General features: G+C 48.9%; 15 protein-coding genes. 6 read left to right on the forward strand and 9 right to left on the reverse strand.

The window, feature by feature from the left end; genetic code table 11:
- Both WG89_RS00635 and WG89_RS00640 read left to right on the forward strand, forming a co-directional pair.
- Positions 1-234: transposase (locus WG89_RS00635; RefSeq protein WP_172806663.1), on the forward strand; the 234-nt coding region annotated here is incomplete at its 5' end.
- A 13-nt stretch (positions 235-247) separates the two neighbouring features.
- The gene (locus tag WG89_RS00640) at positions 248-2,023 is read left to right on the forward strand and encodes a hypothetical protein (protein WP_062260143.1); all 1,776 of its coding nucleotides are present in this window, start codon (positions 248-250) and stop codon (positions 2,021-2,023) included.
- Here WG89_RS00640 and tsaA read toward each other — a convergent pair.
- Positions 2,014-2,727: a tRNA (N6-threonylcarbamoyladenosine(37)-N6)-methyltransferase TrmO gene (gene tsaA / locus WG89_RS00645; RefSeq protein WP_062260145.1), complete on the reverse strand. Its 714-nt coding sequence runs from the start codon at positions 2,725-2,727 to the stop codon at positions 2,014-2,016. The two genes, WG89_RS00640 and tsaA, sit on opposite strands and share 10 nt — an antisense overlap.
- 104 nt (positions 2,728-2,831) lie before the next feature.
- On the opposite strand from tsaA, the gene WG89_RS00650 reads away from it, so the two are divergent.
- Positions 2,832-3,593, forward strand: coding sequence for a phytanoyl-CoA dioxygenase family protein (locus tag WG89_RS00650; protein WP_062260147.1), 762 nt, complete (start codon positions 2,832-2,834; stop codon positions 3,591-3,593).
- A gap of 4 nt (positions 3,594-3,597) precedes the next feature.
- Here WG89_RS00650 and WG89_RS00655 read toward each other — a convergent pair whose 3' ends face one another.
- The 5 genes from WG89_RS00655 to WG89_RS00675 form a co-directional block, all read right to left on the reverse strand.
- Positions 3,598-5,319, reverse strand: coding sequence for a hypothetical protein (locus WG89_RS00655; protein ID WP_062260149.1), 1,722 nt, complete (start codon positions 5,317-5,319; stop codon positions 3,598-3,600).
- A 243-nt stretch (positions 5,320-5,562) separates the two neighbouring features.
- Positions 5,563-6,570 (reverse strand): HupE/UreJ family protein, encoded by a 1,008-nt coding sequence (locus WG89_RS00660; protein WP_079253591.1) that lies wholly within the window; start codon positions 6,568-6,570, stop codon positions 5,563-5,565.
- A complete protein-coding gene (locus WG89_RS00665; protein WP_079253592.1) occupies positions 6,567-7,550 on the reverse strand; it encodes a peptidyl-prolyl cis-trans isomerase in 984 nt (327 codons plus the stop codon). The genes WG89_RS00660 and WG89_RS00665 overlap by 4 nt, the downstream gene beginning before the upstream one ends.
- Before the next feature lie 6 nt (positions 7,551-7,556).
- Complete coding sequence (locus WG89_RS00670; RefSeq protein ID WP_245662850.1) at positions 7,557-9,647, reverse strand: DUF3604 domain-containing protein; 2,091 nt, start codon at positions 9,645-9,647, stop codon at positions 7,557-7,559.
- 226 nt (positions 9,648-9,873) lie between these two features.
- Complete coding sequence (locus tag WG89_RS00675; RefSeq protein WP_172806664.1) at positions 9,874-10,335, reverse strand: hypothetical protein; 462 nt, start codon at positions 10,333-10,335, stop codon at positions 9,874-9,876.
- Positions 10,336-10,547: 212 nt separating this feature from the next.
- Here WG89_RS00675 and WG89_RS00680 point away from each other — a divergent pair, with 212 nt between their 5' ends.
- Both WG89_RS00680 and WG89_RS00685 read left to right on the forward strand, forming a co-directional pair.
- Positions 10,548-11,834 carry a hypothetical protein gene (locus WG89_RS00680; RefSeq protein WP_062260158.1) on the forward strand — a complete coding sequence of 429 codons (1,287 nt, stop codon included), beginning with the start codon at positions 10,548-10,550 and terminating at the stop codon, positions 11,832-11,834.
- Positions 11,835-11,890: 56 nt separating this feature from the next.
- A complete protein-coding gene (locus tag WG89_RS00685; RefSeq protein WP_062260159.1) occupies positions 11,891-13,285 on the forward strand; it encodes a hypothetical protein in 1,395 nt (464 codons plus the stop codon).
- A gap of 12 nt (positions 13,286-13,297) precedes the next feature.
- On the opposite strand, the gene WG89_RS00690 is transcribed toward WG89_RS00685, so the two are convergent.
- The 3 genes from WG89_RS00690 to WG89_RS00700 form a co-directional block, all read right to left on the reverse strand.
- Positions 13,298-13,816 carry a hypothetical protein gene (locus WG89_RS00690; protein ID WP_062260161.1) on the reverse strand — a complete coding sequence of 173 codons (519 nt, stop codon included), beginning with the start codon at positions 13,814-13,816 and terminating at the stop codon, positions 13,298-13,300.
- 70 nt (positions 13,817-13,886) lie between these two features.
- Positions 13,887-14,393 carry a hypothetical protein gene (locus WG89_RS00695; protein WP_062260163.1) on the reverse strand — a complete coding sequence of 169 codons (507 nt, stop codon included), beginning with the start codon at positions 14,391-14,393 and terminating at the stop codon, positions 13,887-13,889.
- Between the two features lie 23 nt (positions 14,394-14,416).
- Complete coding sequence (locus tag WG89_RS00700; protein WP_062260165.1) at positions 14,417-14,806, reverse strand: hypothetical protein; 390 nt, start codon at positions 14,804-14,806, stop codon at positions 14,417-14,419.
- Between WG89_RS00700 and WG89_RS00705 the strand changes: the two genes are divergently transcribed.
- Positions 14,795-15,217 (forward strand): hypothetical protein (locus WG89_RS00705; protein ID WP_216638408.1); only part of this gene is annotated, 423 nt, incomplete at its 3' end. The genes WG89_RS00700 and WG89_RS00705 overlap by 12 nt on opposite strands.

Below are 15,217 nucleotides of genomic sequence, written 5' to 3' on the forward strand. Positions count from 1 at the left end.
TTGGGAATACATGTATTGCCTGCCTATTCCCCAGAGCTCAATCCTGATGAATTTGTCTGGGGATTCCTGAAATCAGGATGTATAGGAAGAATGATCTTAAGAACGAAAGATCAATTCCTTAAAGCCATTTCATCAGGCCTTAAGAAGCTTCAGAGGAGTCAAGGTATCATTCTTGGTTTCTTTAGAGCAGAGCATACTGCCTATGCATGTTTGGAGACGTTTTCGGGTAGTTAATGCACATATCAATATGTCTGTAAGAAACATTCTCGTCTGGTTTTTGGTGATCTGGGGGGCAGGGGTAAAGGCTGAAGAAGACCCGGAGCTCTGGCTGAATACACCACTCTTTCAGCTGGATGGGGATGGCAAACTTCTCAAGGGTCAGGAAGAGGAGTGTGTGACAGTCGGGGAGAAGGGAGAGGTCAGAGTGCGTTATCGTCTGCCTCCCGTCATGTTTATCGAGCCGAATGATGATAACGAATATACCTACCGAAAAGACGGACAATTAAAGAGCCACAAGGGACGTGGTCAGTGTACCAGTGAGGAGTGTTCAGACAGGAACGGCCATTCAGTGCTGCCATTTGAATATCACCTCCATGACTTTTATCTGAAAACGGTCTCTATTCAAGGGGGACAAAAGCTTCAGGAGGTGACGCGTCACTCCAGGCCGGAAGTCGTTCATCGGGTTATAAAGACCAATAAAAAGTCAGGTATGCTTTATTGTCCGGATAGCAAAGGCGTTTCAAGGGTCGAATCCTGGTTTGAAGTGGCTGGACTTTATGCTGGTAAACTGCTGGTGCTCTGGCTGGGAGAAAAGGTTACCGAAGGGGTATTAAGAGATTTTAAAGGCGGGGCTTTCTCAGAGTCACTGATGCCTTACGCTGTTTTGGAGGCCCAGGTCACTTTTGCGGATCAGCTCAAAACATTGCTTGAAAATGAAAGAAACATGAACCCTGGCGACAGTGCTTGTACTGTGGCTGCATTTTACGCGGTGACTTATTACACCTTCCTGAGTCGTCTGGGCAAAATTGATTTCAATGACCTTACTACCGTTCAGGGGTTTAGAACCTTTTGGGCTTCTGCCATGGCAGGTACAGGTCTTGAATGTGCCGATATGAAACTGGTTATGCCTTATGTCTCAGAGGCACTTTTTCCCTCTGAGGGGGCTTATCAATCAGGGGGCAGCCAAACCATCAGCGAGATATTCAAAGGGCCTGTGAATCTGGTGGGCCTGTACTACGGACAGGATTATTTTTTCCATCCCAATGCCAAAGGTCTGGGTGTCAAATTGGGAATTAAAGGCATCATAAATTTCAGAAATCTGTTGTTCAAAGCCAATCAGTGTTTTACACCGGATTATGCTGACTTGCTGCAAGTGCTGGAAGATGGGGTGATGATGATGGCCAGCCAGCCGCTTCCAGACTCAAGAGGGGTCATCAATAGTCTCAATGACGAGTATAAAAAGCAGGTCGGCGGTGGGCTGGTAGGTCAGTTGCCCTTTTCTCAATCTCATGGGGCTAATGATCAGTCAGGAGAAGTGCTGGTTTTTATCTTTGAATCGATGCTTACCGGCATGGTTCTGGAGTCCGCTCTGGATCCTGTAAAGGCAGCTGCTGCACCTGTTTTAGCCAGTGCAGTCAGACCCGCAACCAATTTGGTTCAGCCCATTGTGGGTCCTCCAGTGGCAGCTCTCAGTTCTTGTCTGAAGCCTGTAGGGTATGTAGCAGGACAAATAGGTGCTGCAGCGGCCTGGACGGGCTCTCAAGCCATCAGACCCGTAAACTACTTTTGCCCTGGATTAGTAGCTGCTTTGTCAACCAAAATCGCAGGCATAGTGGCTAAGGAATCCAGTAAAGCCGTATTAAAAGGTGGCGGGATGGGTATAGCGCTCAGAACCGTTGGGAGCAAACTGATATCGCCTGCTGCCGCTCAGTTCGCGGATTATATGGTGAATCAGAGTACACCGGATACGATTCAGAGAACGCTCTTTGAATCAGGCCGAATGGTCACTATTGGTTATGAATAAGGCTCCAGATCCGTCACAAGGAAGTGATCGCCTCTGGATTCCCAGACAACATTAACATCCCAAAGCGCTGAACCATGCCGTCTACCGGTAGTGTCTCTCAGATAGGCGGGTCGCGGATCCTGACCCAGAACCTGCCGGATTAAATCGATCAGGGCCTGGCCGGTTCTCTGCTCATAGGCCTGACACTTGGCAATGGCTTCTTCTGTGAATTCCACTTCAGCCATCACTGCGGGTAAAGGTGCAAATCCGCCTTCGGCTTCTGGCAGGGCGTCGGCATAAGGAAGATAAGGTTTGATATCTATAACCGGGGTCCCATCCAGTAAATCCGCTTCAGCCAGTTTCAAAATCAGTTTGCCGTTTCCGGATTGAATCTCTTTCAATTTGACCACGGACAAACCAACAGGGTTTGGGCGGTGGGTTGAGCGGGTAGCAAAAACTCCCATGCGCTGTCGGCCACCCAGACGGGGAGGGCGAATGGTCGGGCGCCAGCCCTCTTCCATGGTTTCGTGAAAAATAAATTGCACCCAAAGGTGGGAGAAACCTTCCAGACCACGCACCAGGTTTTCCTGATTATAAGGTGGTAACAGTTCCAGCTCGGATTCGGCTGCGGTGACGATCCCGGGCTGACGGGGAATTCCAAACTTCTGCCGGTAGCAGGAGTGAATCACACCGATTTGTTCAAACTGGAAACTGCTATTACTCACGTTGTACCCACTTAGGCTTTCTGAACCGCGCAATATAATGGAAAACGCATAGGCTTTACAGGTATTAAACTCACAGTCTGCAGCCGTTCAAGAGGTGCTGAATTATGCTCGGGCAGGATTATTTGAAAGCAATGGGAGGCTGCCAGCCCTTATCTGAAGTTCATCAGCAAAGTCTTGATCATCAGGGGTTTACTCTTATTGAGTCACTGATCGATGACGAATGGCTGGAAGCTCTTCGGGAAGCGTTTGACAGGCTGGTGGCTGTTGAAGGAAGCCATCTGGCCAGAGAGCACCATCAGGAAGCAGGCGCTATTCGTATTGCCAATCTGGTGAACAAAGGAACAGTTTGGGAAAAGGTGTGGTGCCATCCACTGGTACTGTCAGTTGTGCATTATGTATTTAAAAGCGAATTCAAACTGTCCAGCCTGAATGCCCGGGAAGCTTTGAAAGGAGCAGGACATCAGCCTTTGCATACAGATTGGAAAAAAGGTCGTCAGGACTTCCCCAAAGTCCATGTGGTCAATGTCCTCTGGGCTCTGGATGATATGGATCAGTCCAATGGGGCACCGCGGCTGGTGCCCGGAACACACCTTCAGAGTTCAGAGCCCGGGGAATCTATGAAGAATCCTCTTGACCCCCATCCTGATGAAATACAGCTGTCTTGTAAGGCCGGGAGTGTTGTGGTGTTCAATGCACACCTCTGGCATGGTGGAACCATCAATCAGACAGGAAGACGTCGTCGTGTTTTGCATGACTTTTTTACTTTGCGGCAGAACCAACAGCAGCAGAATCAGAAAGAATGGCTGACTGAGAGTACGGCTCAACGTCTGACTCCTGCCCAGAAATGGTTACTGGATGTGAGTTAACCTTTCACTGACTGATGAATAAATTGGTTGTGATAAACGAGGGGCTGCCTCCGGAAAAGCCCCCACCTGAGCCCCCATCAGGATCAAAGTCGGTACTATTCGGTTTCTTTTTATTCTCTTCAGACTCTTCTTTGCAGGAAGAGGGAACCCTTCCGAGCTTGTTCAAGCGTGCGGCCCGAAAGGCTTTCAGCCATTCATCAGTAAGACGCTTTCTGTTTTCATCAGTTATAGGCCCACCATAGGTAGCAAGCCTTTGTGGGTAATCTCTTAAAGCCTGTTCATAGTCTCGCCTGCTTTCTTCATAGGAGGCACGAGAGCCTCGCCTGAAGTGAACAATAAGCTGTTCGTGACGCTCTACAGGAACTTCCCGAAGATCCAGTGGTTCAGGGATCTCTGGCTCTTGGGGGAGCGCAGGAGGAGGCGGCGGCGGGGGAGGTTGTTGAACCCGGACGGTATAATAGGAGGGACGGTCGGGGGTGTTTCCCTTAACAGTAAACAGTGCCGGACTATGAACACTCGTTCCGCCTGAGTGATAGCCTTCACTTCGGGGTTGGCTGCCGGGAATGGTCATTCCCCTTGAGTTGAAACTGCCCGGTTGGGATCCTAGTGTGGGTGTATTCTGACGCGTAAGCATTCTGTCTGACAGTGGTGTTGAGACCTGGCTTCTATCATCAATACCCGAATCGTCTTCATGAAAGGTAGGGTCATTTTCTAACGGGTCCGGTGTTGCTGGTGGGTCATGAATCTCCAGCCCCTCCAGCGGGTCTGTTAAAGTATCAGGTACAGTTGCTACAGGAGGAACGGGTGCCACATTGGGCAGACTTTGTGGTCTGGGCGGAATGGGGGGAGCATGGGTTGGTGGTGCTGTCTGGGTTGTAAAAACCTGCACAAAAAAAGCCTCACCGGTATGCTGCTGATGGAATACAAAACCCAGCAAAACCTGGCCCGAGGCATCGGCATTTTTACCAATGACAGCATGAATGCTCCATCTGCAATCCACACCAAAAAGGTTATCGTACATGGTGTCATGCCAGTCTTTGGAACTGTCCACCAGAGCGCTTTGCATACCAAATCCTTCCGTCCAGCTGAACTCACCATGAGTTGAAAAATAACCCCTGGCCCCAAAACGTTCTAATAAACGGGTTGTTCCATCAACAAGCAGTACACGTTCCACAGGTGTGCTTGAACCTGATGCCCCCTGGTCTTCAGTGTGATTGATGATTGTGTCATGAGTTCTATCGCCAGGCGTATGTGAGATAGTGAAATCCCTTCCGCCCGTAAAGATACGATTGTGAAGTGCGCCATGGGTGTTTAATGCAACAGTACAGACTGGGGGTGGTTTTGGGTGCTCTTCTTTGGGGCTTTCTTTCAACTTGCTTTTGTTTTTTCCAGACATCCACTTTTTAAGAGTATTCGTCGATTTGGGGGAAGACTCAGGTTCAGGAGTGGGTGTCCTTTCAGATTCCTGTTCAGCCGTTGCGGCCTTCATAACCTGCTTGTGGACATATTTCAGGTTTTCAGGGGCTGCAGGTCGAGCGGCTTGCGAAATAGAGGTCACTGAATATTCACCCTGGACTGGGGAAGCGCCCTGTGCAGGAAGGGCTGTCACTTCAAAGCTTTGCCAATGCTCTAAAGACTGAAAGGCAGATAAATCCAGAGCTGTGAAATATCCACTGAACAGCTGATGATGAAGCGGTAAGAAAAAGATGTTGAGTATAAAACCCAAAGCGAGTGCTTGGGATGTGCACAGCCAAAAAAGTGTTACCGCTCCAAGTAGTTGACTGAAGCAACGTTTTTTTCTTATTCGCGTCAACATTGCGATTACCATGCTTTGAACAACAGCAGTGCATTAACAAATAGATCAAAGGATCATTTGTCGCAAATGTATTCAAGAATTAATCGCTGGATAGGGCTGAGAATAAGTATTTTCCTCTCCAAAAAAACATTTGGAGAGGAAAAAGTTTGCTTGTTAACTGGCCAGTAAAGGTTCGATACCGATTCGTTGCCAGAACCAAAGTGCAGCAACTGCTCCAATCGTGTAAGCCGGTGTCAGTCTTGCCATTTGTTGAGAAAGTGAAGACCAGTTGGATTTGATTTTGAGAATACCTTTCCAGATCACAATAAAGACTGCGATGACCAGAAGCTGACCGATCTCAATACCGATATTAAAGGCAGCAAGGGCCAGAGGAATATCATTGGCTGGTAGACCGAATTCGCTCAGTACACCGGCAAATCCCATTCCGTGTAGAAGACCAAAACCACCTGACATTAACCAGGGTCGTCTTCTGAACAGGCTGTTTGAATCATTCCTGATCACTTCGGCGGCTGCTACTACGATACTCAGGGCAATGATGGCTTCAACCAGCATAACCGGGAAATTAACGTAACCCAGTGCCGTCAGGGAAAGTGTGACCGAGTGACCCAGGGTAAACAGAGTGATGGTCCAGACCAGTTGTCTGCCCCAGCCAACCAGCAGAGTCAGCATGATGACGAAAAAGACATGATCCAGTCCTGAAAGCAGATGGTCAAAGCCTGAAACCACGTAGGTCCACATGATATCCATGGCACTGGGAGCGGCTGAAAGGGTTATTGCCGGATCATCACTGGTCAGCATTTGGTGGTAACTGTTGCCTTCCAGCGTTTTCAGTCGAAACAGAACCCCGGAAGGGCTACCGTCCAGCCCGTCTACTTTAAATTCACTTCCAATGACTGAGATAGAGGAACAGTTGGTGGTCCACTGAACAACCTGACCCGTACCTTCTTTGCGGCCTGCCAGTTCACTGTTGCTGACACAGCCTTCAGGCAGCATTGGAGTGAGCTGTATACCGGGCATGGGTTTCAGAGAGGTTTTCCAGATCACCAGAAAGTGTCCCGGACTCTGCTCATTCATCGCCCAGAGACCTGGAGCCATAGGGTGAGCAATGGCTTTGCCAATCAGCATCAATAATAGCGAGAAGAATAACAAGCAATGCTTCATAGCGTACGCTCCCTGCTAAAGTCCGGGAAGGTCATGGTCTCAGCTTCAAGGCTGATATCCGCTACTTCAATCACGTAATGTTTCTTCAGCTCAGTGACTTCTTTTGTGAGTAGTTCCTGTCGTTTATCTCTGATGAGTACAGAGCGAATGTTATCCGCTACTTCCCGGAGAGGACGGTAATGGTCTTCTTTTTTGTCATTAATCCAGATCAGATGGTAACCGTAGCTGGAAACTATGGGGCCATGCCACTGGCCTGTTTCCATTTTCATGATATTTTGAGCGAGCTCGGACCCCAGTTTTTTCGACAGTTGTTGTTCGTTGAGAAAGGGCAGTTCATGGCCATTGAAGAAAGGGTCGCCGGAGCGGATAGCTTCTGATTGAGATGAGGGCATAGCAGCCAGCAGGGCGTTGGCCCTGTTTAAAGCATCCTGTTCAAAGCCACCAAAATAAACATGACTGATCTTGATTACACCGGGCTGGCGATATTCTTCTTTATGATCCTGATAGTAGGCTTCCAATGCCTTTTGATCAGGAGCTTCTACCGGGCTTTCGGCTGCAATCACCTCTTTCATTGAGGACACCAGATAGCGGCGAATCAATGGATCGGTTTTATCAAGCCCCAGTTTCAGGGCTTCACGTTCCCGGGCATCGGCGTCGCCCTCGGTCAGTTTGAGAAAACCTCCCAACTGTTGAAGTCGATTTTTAACCACAGGTAGCTGGTCAAAGCGACGATTCATGGCTTCCTGAAATAAAACTTCACTTTCAATACTGGCATCAATGAGCATGGCGGTTCGGTGGGCATCGGGAGCCCTGCCAGTCTGCAATTGCCATTGAACCTGAAGATCTTTTATTTGCTGTTCGCTGATGGAAATCACCGGAGCTGGCTCCGGCTCGGCAGTGACCCAGAGAAGGGCCATGCCAAGCCAGAGGCAGTGCAGTAAAGGTGATAACAACAGACGCTTTCCCATACGTCTTATCATATTGAATTACCTTTCGAGAGAAGCTGTTTTAACGGGTTCCTTGCCTTCAGGTGTGTACCAGACAGGTGATGTCCAGGCACGTTCCTGAATGGTGGGCGAGTAGAACGGCTCATTTTTCGGATCAATACAGCAGCGGCCAAAGATGTCTCCGAAATCATCCATTTTCTCGGTTTGGGTTGCAGCCTGTTGTTCACAGTTCGGCGAGAAAGGATCAACGCCGTAAGACTTGCACTGAAGGGTGCTCCAGCGGCAGCTGGGGTTTTCTACGACACGGGCATAGTAGAAGGCAGGCTGTTCAGGGTTGAACTCAGGATCCTGCCAGACACCACAGAGGCTGGCAAAGCCCTGGCCTTCAGGTTCACAGGTCTTTTTGTTAACGGTGGCACCATTATTGGCATTACCGGCAATATCAATGACCTTCTCATGAGTTTTGCCGTCTTTGTCCACCCAGCCCTTGATGATCTGGATACGTTGCAGGTCTGTGCCAGGATTGCCAAAGATGCCAGGATCTTTCATTGCAGTCACCAGCAGAGTGGGGGCTTCGTTGCCGGGTCTGGCTTTCATATCGCCACCCATGGGGACACCGCGGTCGTAACCCTGTTTAACCAGATCAAAGGCCTTACACATTTCAGGCTTGAAGTCCCAGCCGGCAAAGAAGCGCACAATCGGACGGGTTCCGCTGGTGGCATAGGCTTCACGCTGTCTCATGGCATTAAAGAGGCTGTCACGTGAGTTTTCTTCAGCCCAGACAACGGCATGACCACCGGGGTTATCAAAGAAATGGTCCTGAACATTTCTGTAGCCAGAGTCACGCTTACCCAGGTGGCCGGTAAAGTTATCTTCTTCGACACCACCAGGGCTGGCACTGTGGGTATCAGATGAGCCGATAAAGCCCATTTTGAAGGGGTTAACGCCATCGTCCTGACCGAGCTTTAGGCCGTCTTTCAAAGCGTTACGCACCATGTTACGAGGTGCAAACTCATCAATGGGAACCGGCTTAGCGCCTTCTGCCATGACCTTTCCGTAGACAGTGCCAAGCATACTCAGGTTGTCTGCAACGGTCTGTTCAAAGTCGCAGAGTTCATCCTGGGTCTGGACACCACGACCTGCCAGTCGGTCATAACGACATTCGGAAGCGGCTTTGTGCTGAACCAGTTCGACCAGGGGTTCAAAGTAGATTCTGTTGTCCCGCTCTTCATCATTCAGAGGGTCGCGAAACATCAAACCGCCCGACAAGTTAGGGTTGTGAGGAATAGAGATCACATCACAGCCATTGCCTTTGTCGGTACAGTCCTTGCGAAGCTTTTTCCATAAGTCGGGGTAGTTGTAGCTGCCGGTCTCATAGGTAGAAATGGTTTTTTCTACGACCCGATCGTTCCTGAAAATTACGTTACGGTGCATGTTCTTGAATTCAGGCGCATCGGTGTATTCATAACCAACCATGGTCGTAAAGCTACAGGCTTCGGTACGGTCATAATGATCTTCTGCAGCCTGCTGAATGTTATTCCAGTACTTGGCCTGACCTGCATCACAGTCTGAAAGTATACAGGCGTAAGATTTCTCTTTATTGGCACTGGTGCCACTAACACCCAGCCCCTGCCAGTAATCTGCGGCAAGCAGCTGAATGGGGTAAGTGTTGCTTCGGGTCATCATGCAGTAGGGGAACCAGTAGCCAGGCTTACTGGGGTCATCCGCACAAACATTGATCTGACCCAGGAACTCGGCGTGGTCAGTGACCGCAGTGAAATCCAGAGGACGCTGAAGTTTGGCTATGATTTTCTGATCGCCTCTCTCATCAGGCAGAGTTATGGCTTCACCCTTGGCGTAACGGTATGCGTCCCAGGGTGTGTTTCTCTGGCTGGAAACAAAGGAGTCAAAGCTGTAACTGGTATGAACATGGAGGTCGCCAAAAAAAGGCTGTTTCAGAGGATCGTAATTGGCACAGCGAACCCGCTCCTCGGTGACTTCAAAGGGCAGCTTTGCCGGTACTTTGGAAGAGGCTGATGTCTCTGCCGAGACAGCCCCACTGAACAGGGTGAGCCCTGCGGCCAGCACACCGGTGGTGGTACTGGAGGCGATAGAAAGAAAAGTCTTCACTGCGCGAATTCCGTTCCATTATTGTTTTTATTTTTTAGTAGCTCATGGCTGTTTATTTCGAGCTAATGTCGGCTCTGAAAATGCTGCAGTTACAGCGCTTGGAGGGACAGCATCTTCAGCGCTGATACTCTTTTCACAGAGTATCCAGGCTACTTTCTGCCTACTTTAAATCAGTTGGTTTATTTTTATTTAGTTCATTTGGGTTAGATGGGGATAAATGGTCGCTTTATTGCTGGTTTTTGCCTTTGTAAATCAGAGTAAGGCTAACAGTGCCAAAAAAGCCCTGGCATGAATGGTGGCCACCTGCGTTAAACCAGGAGATAGAAACGGCATTGGGATGTGAGGCCGAAATCCCTGCCTCGGTCATCTCGTCACAAACACCTACTCTTGTATCTTTGAAAATTTGAACCTGTGCCAACTCCTGTCCAGTGTGGGTGTGGCCTCCCTGATACATTTCAATATGAGTGCCGTTCAGGTTTATCCCTTGAATCGCTGCATTGTTAACGGTGCGTTCTTTCTCCTCGGTATAAAAGGTTTTCGACTGTGATGCTCCGATGCGGGATGGACCGCAGAAGTCATTGCAGTACCAGTTATCATTGCCTGCGAACTCAATTAATAAATCTTCTGAAGATTGATTTTCTATCGTGACAGACCAGCCGGTTCCTGCCTTTGCCTGTTGATAAATCAAGCAGGCAATAAGGCTTATGCAGGCGAGGAGAGAGGATTTCATTGACCGTACTCCGATGCTGGGTGATAGAGAGATATTATCAAGATGGAATATATCTTCTTGGTCATTCTATGTCTGAATTGTAGGAGGTGTCGCTTACTTGAACAATTTGATGGAGGGTAGATAAGAGCCTACTGTTAGGTCACCTCATCGTTGAGCAGGAGGGCATTGCCATGCGCCCAGTCTATTCAAAATGGCTCTTTCTTGCGGTTGTCTTATCCTCATTGCTTCCGGTCGGAATACAGGGTACGGCCAAAGCCAGTGGTCACTCATCGGTTATTGAAGAAAAAGTATTTGATGATCCTCATCCAAGGATCATTTTGTCTCAGGAAGACAGTGGAGCTGTGCACTTTTTTAATGGGAAGAACTGGCAACAGTTAGGAGCTTTTGGCAATAGTGTTGTTCTGTCCAGCAAGGTAGTTGGCATTACCCCTTTTGTGGTCGTTGGACAGGAAAATGGTTCCGTCAGTTATTACAACGGTCAGAGATGGGAGTTGTTACACGGCTCAGGGTGGGGCAACAGCGTCTGGGTAATGGATGTTGACTGGTCTGGGGAGCGTCCCAGAATTATGGTTGGCTTAGTGAGTGCTGCCATTGAGTATTATGACGGCCAGAAATGGACTGAAATCACCAATGGCAAGCAATGGATAGAGACTAATGATCAGGGGTGGCGTATAAACAGTGTACCCAAACAGATATCGGTCAATTGGAAAGGGAACAGGGAGATAGTGTATGTACTCGATATGGTTCATGGGTTTGGAGTGGTTCAATTTTACAAGGACAGTGAATGGAAAGAGCTTGCTGATGCAGGGCATAACTCGCAATGCACGTCACTCTCTGTTGACTGGTCGATGGCTGGTCCAATACCCAGAATTCTGAAGGGTTTAGGAAATGGAGCTGTGGAACTATATAGCGATAAGAGCTGGAGAGAGCTGCATGATTCAGGCTGGACTGCAGATGTTCGACAAATGAGTGTTCAGTGGCAGGGTAGTAATGATCCCAGGATTGTTGCTGGATTGGGGAATTACGATATCGGGACTGCAGGAGGCGCTATAGAGTTCTATGACGGTTCCCATTGGCATGAGCTTCATGGCACGGGGTATCTGGCACCCGCTAATCAGGTTTCAGTTCTCTGGCAGGATTATCCCCAGGTTGTAGTCGGGTATGGACAGTATCTTGGAGATCGCTCGCCTTATAAAGGTGGCGCTGTCGAGTATTTTAACGGAGAGAAAAATTGGGTTGAGTTGCACGACACGGGCTATGCGGCGCCAGTCAATCAGATGAGTGCCAACTGGCCTTCACAAAGTAATCCAAGGGTGGTGATCGGTTTAGGTCGTTACCATGGAGATAATAATTCCGAGCCCGGTGGTGCGGTTGAGTACTATGATGGCCATCAGTGGCATGAGCTTCATGACACTTCGTGGACTGATGGTATCAGCCAGATGAATGTTTACTGGTGATTCTCAGAGTGAGCTTTCAAACCATTTTCCTGTTCCAGAATTAGCAGGTGAGTGCCATGCAAGTCGTTCGGTGTCTCTTTTATTGCCTTTTAAGCTTTCTAATTGCCGCTTCAGTTTCTGCAAAGGAAAGCTCAAATCCCCTCAAAAAAAACGCCAGAGAAAATCAGGTTGAGTTTATAGCCCTTGATCCTAAGTTAATGAGAACTGCCATTGCCCGTTCCATGAAAGGGCCGCCTTTTGTTGCAGCAATGGACAGTGGTGCGGTGATGTATTTTGATGGCAACGACTGGCAAACGCTTCATGATGCTGGCTGGGGGTCTCCTGCAAGGGTTCTGTCGGTCGATTGGAGAAGTAGCGGTCAGTTACCGCGTATAGTCGTCGGTCTCGATAATAGCGCTGTTGAGTACTATGACGGTCAAAAATGGCATGAATTGTTGGCAGACGTGCAATGCTACAAATCAAACTCTCCTGAGTACAATGCCGGACATCTTGTTTCAATGGTGGTTAAGTGGGGCGATTGGCCGAAGGTTGTTGCGGGTATGCAGTGCGGATTGATTACCTACTACGACAGCTATAAATGGAAGGAACTTCATAACTCGGGCTGGACCGCGCCCGCCAATGGCTTATCGGTAGACTGGTCTGTTTCAGGTACCCCGAGAGTGGCTGTAGGTCTTGGACAATACAATAGCAAAACCCCCGGGGGAGCGGTTGAGTATTTTGATGGCAGTGGCTGGAGTGAACTGCAAGGTACAGGCTGGGCGGCAGGTGTGAATCAAATGAGCGTTCTCTGGCCTAAAGACAGTAAACCCTGGGTTGTGGCAGGTCTTGGGCAGTTTGACGAAGGAACAACGGCAGGAGCCGTGGAATATTTTAATGGCAGTAACTGGAGGGAGTTGCACAATACAGGTTGGGTTGCGCCGGTTAATCAGATGGCTGCTCGCTGGCAAGACGTTGATCACCCTCAAGTCGTCGTAGGGCTAGGGCAGTATAACCTTCACACCGCAGGAGGCGCTGTGGAATATTACGACGGAAGTCAATGGCATGAATTATTGGGCACAGGGTGGCTGGCTCCCGTTAATCAGATGGAGGTGAACTGGCAAGGGAACTCATCTCCCAAAGTCCTGATCGTATTAGGGCAGTATCAGCCAAACAGTGGCGGAGCAATAGAGTATTTTAATGGTAAAAACTGGACCGAGCTGCATGATGCCAACTGGCTGGCGAATCATGTTACCACGGGTGTCACCCAGTTATCGGCAGACTGGTCACAGGGTGGTAACCCCCGAGCAGTTATAGCTTTGGGAAAAGTCTTTCCCATCATTACTGATGGCAAACCTCCCAGGTCCGGAGAGATTCAGTTTTATAATGGCAAGGACTGGGTGCTTTTACATGACAGTGACTGGAATAATGTTGTGAATGCATTGTCTGTGGACTGGACCGCTTTTACCCCTTAATCATAAAGCTTATTACTCGGAAGAGGGCTGTGCCGGTTTATACTCGATAGTGACCCATACTGTTCCCAAGCGACCATTGCAAAATGTCTTACTTCCACCCAATGCGGTAATACGGGTCAGTTCAGGGTGGCTGGATGAAGCGGCAGCCGCTACATGATATTGGCAACCTTCAAACGCAGCATCTTTATAGATATTGGTGATGACGGTTTCTGTATTACTGTGCGCATGGTCATCCTGATAAAACTCGACGTGTACGCCGTTCATATCGATGCCCTGGATACCTGACTTGTTGAAGTTTGTCGCTTTTTCTTCGGTATAAAAGGTTCTCGTACTCATTGGCATGATTTTCTGCATGCCGCATAAATCGTTGCAATACCAGTTATCGTTACCTGCGGAGTTAACTGTCAGGATTTCCCGATCATTGTTGATAATAGTGACAAACCAGCCGGTTCCTGCCAGGGCCTGAAAGCTTGTACACATGGTAAGAATGAAGGTGGGAACCCAGGTAAGTTTGTGATTCGTATGGAGCATATTTTTGCTTTCCTCTGTCTGAAAAGGCGAGAGATCTCTGTTGCTGGAAATGGTCTTGAGTGATCTTGTTCTAGTTTCCTGTGTAGCGAATGGTGGTATGCACTGTCCCGAAACCGCCACTGTTGAGGCAGGCGTCAGAGCTACCGGCAAACATGTTGTCTACTCTAACTGCGCTGGTATGGCTCGAGGATATACCTGCCTCCGAGTAATGAATGCAATCCAGGAAAAAACTGGTGTAAACAGGAGTGCTGGCAATCTGTGTACCGGTGTAACTGTGTCCACCCTGATAAAGTTCGACATGGGTTCCATTAAAGTCGAGTCCCTGTATAGCTGCATTGTTACGACTTCTTTCTTTTTCTTCGGTATAAAAGGTTCTCTGTCCTCCAGGTTCAATTCTTTGTTCCGAACAGAAATCGTTGCAGTACCAGTTGTCGTTGCCTGAAGAATGGATGAGCAGTTCTTCACTGTAGTTATTGACGATGGTGACATACCATCCTGTACCTGCTTGCGCATGTTCAGAAGTAAAGTACGTCAGAGCGATTAATACCACAGCTGGAAGGCCTGATTTGTTTGTCATAACAGGGCTGGCTCCTGAACGGATCACTCTGCCGATGGGTTGTTTTTATGGTAAGCAACCCGGGTCCAGACAGTGCCTCCTTCTGACTGGCAGAGTTCTGGGCTACCGGTATTAATGAAGATGTCAGCGACGCTGGTGTCACTGATTGAAATACCTGCACTTTTGTAGGGAGAACACTTGCCATTGTCGTTTTTATAAATTTGCGTCAATGTCATCTCGGTACCGGTGTGAGTTGCCTCGTCTATGTAGAGTTCCAGAGTGTAACCGTCCATGCTCAGTCCCAGCCTGCCAGGACTGTTAGTCTCTTCCAATATGAAATGAGCCTGAAGAAGGGGCTGGTTTCTAACATGAAATGAGCCGACTTCAGCACTGTCGTTCATGATGAGGATATGAAAATCATCATGAACACCCATTTCATCAAAACCCTGGAGGATGTAAGAAGCCTCCTTTCACAAGCAGACTGTCTGGAGCCCGGCTGGGACTCCAAGGACGAATGTTACCGTTGGATTGAGCTAACCCTCAGCCACTTCAAATACCGTTCCCTGAGCAAAGGAGACAAAGGCTTGATCCGCCGCTACCTGACCATTGCCAGTGGCTACTCGAGAGCCCAGGTGACTCGACTGATCAACCAGTACATCAGTAAAGGCAGCGTGAAGCGTCGCCAGTGTACGACAAGAGGCTTTCAGACTCGCTACACCAAAGCCGATATACGACTGCTGGCTGAAACCGATCGGCTTCACAGTGACCTGAATGGCCCTGCCATAAAGAAAATCTGTGAGCGGGCTTATCAGCAAGGCGACCAACGCTACGAGCGTCTGGCGACT

Origin of the sequence: Endozoicomonas arenosclerae, assembly GCF_001562015.1 — a bacterium.
Classification (GTDB): domain Bacteria; phylum Pseudomonadota; class Gammaproteobacteria; order Pseudomonadales; family Endozoicomonadaceae; genus Endozoicomonas_A; species Endozoicomonas_A arenosclerae.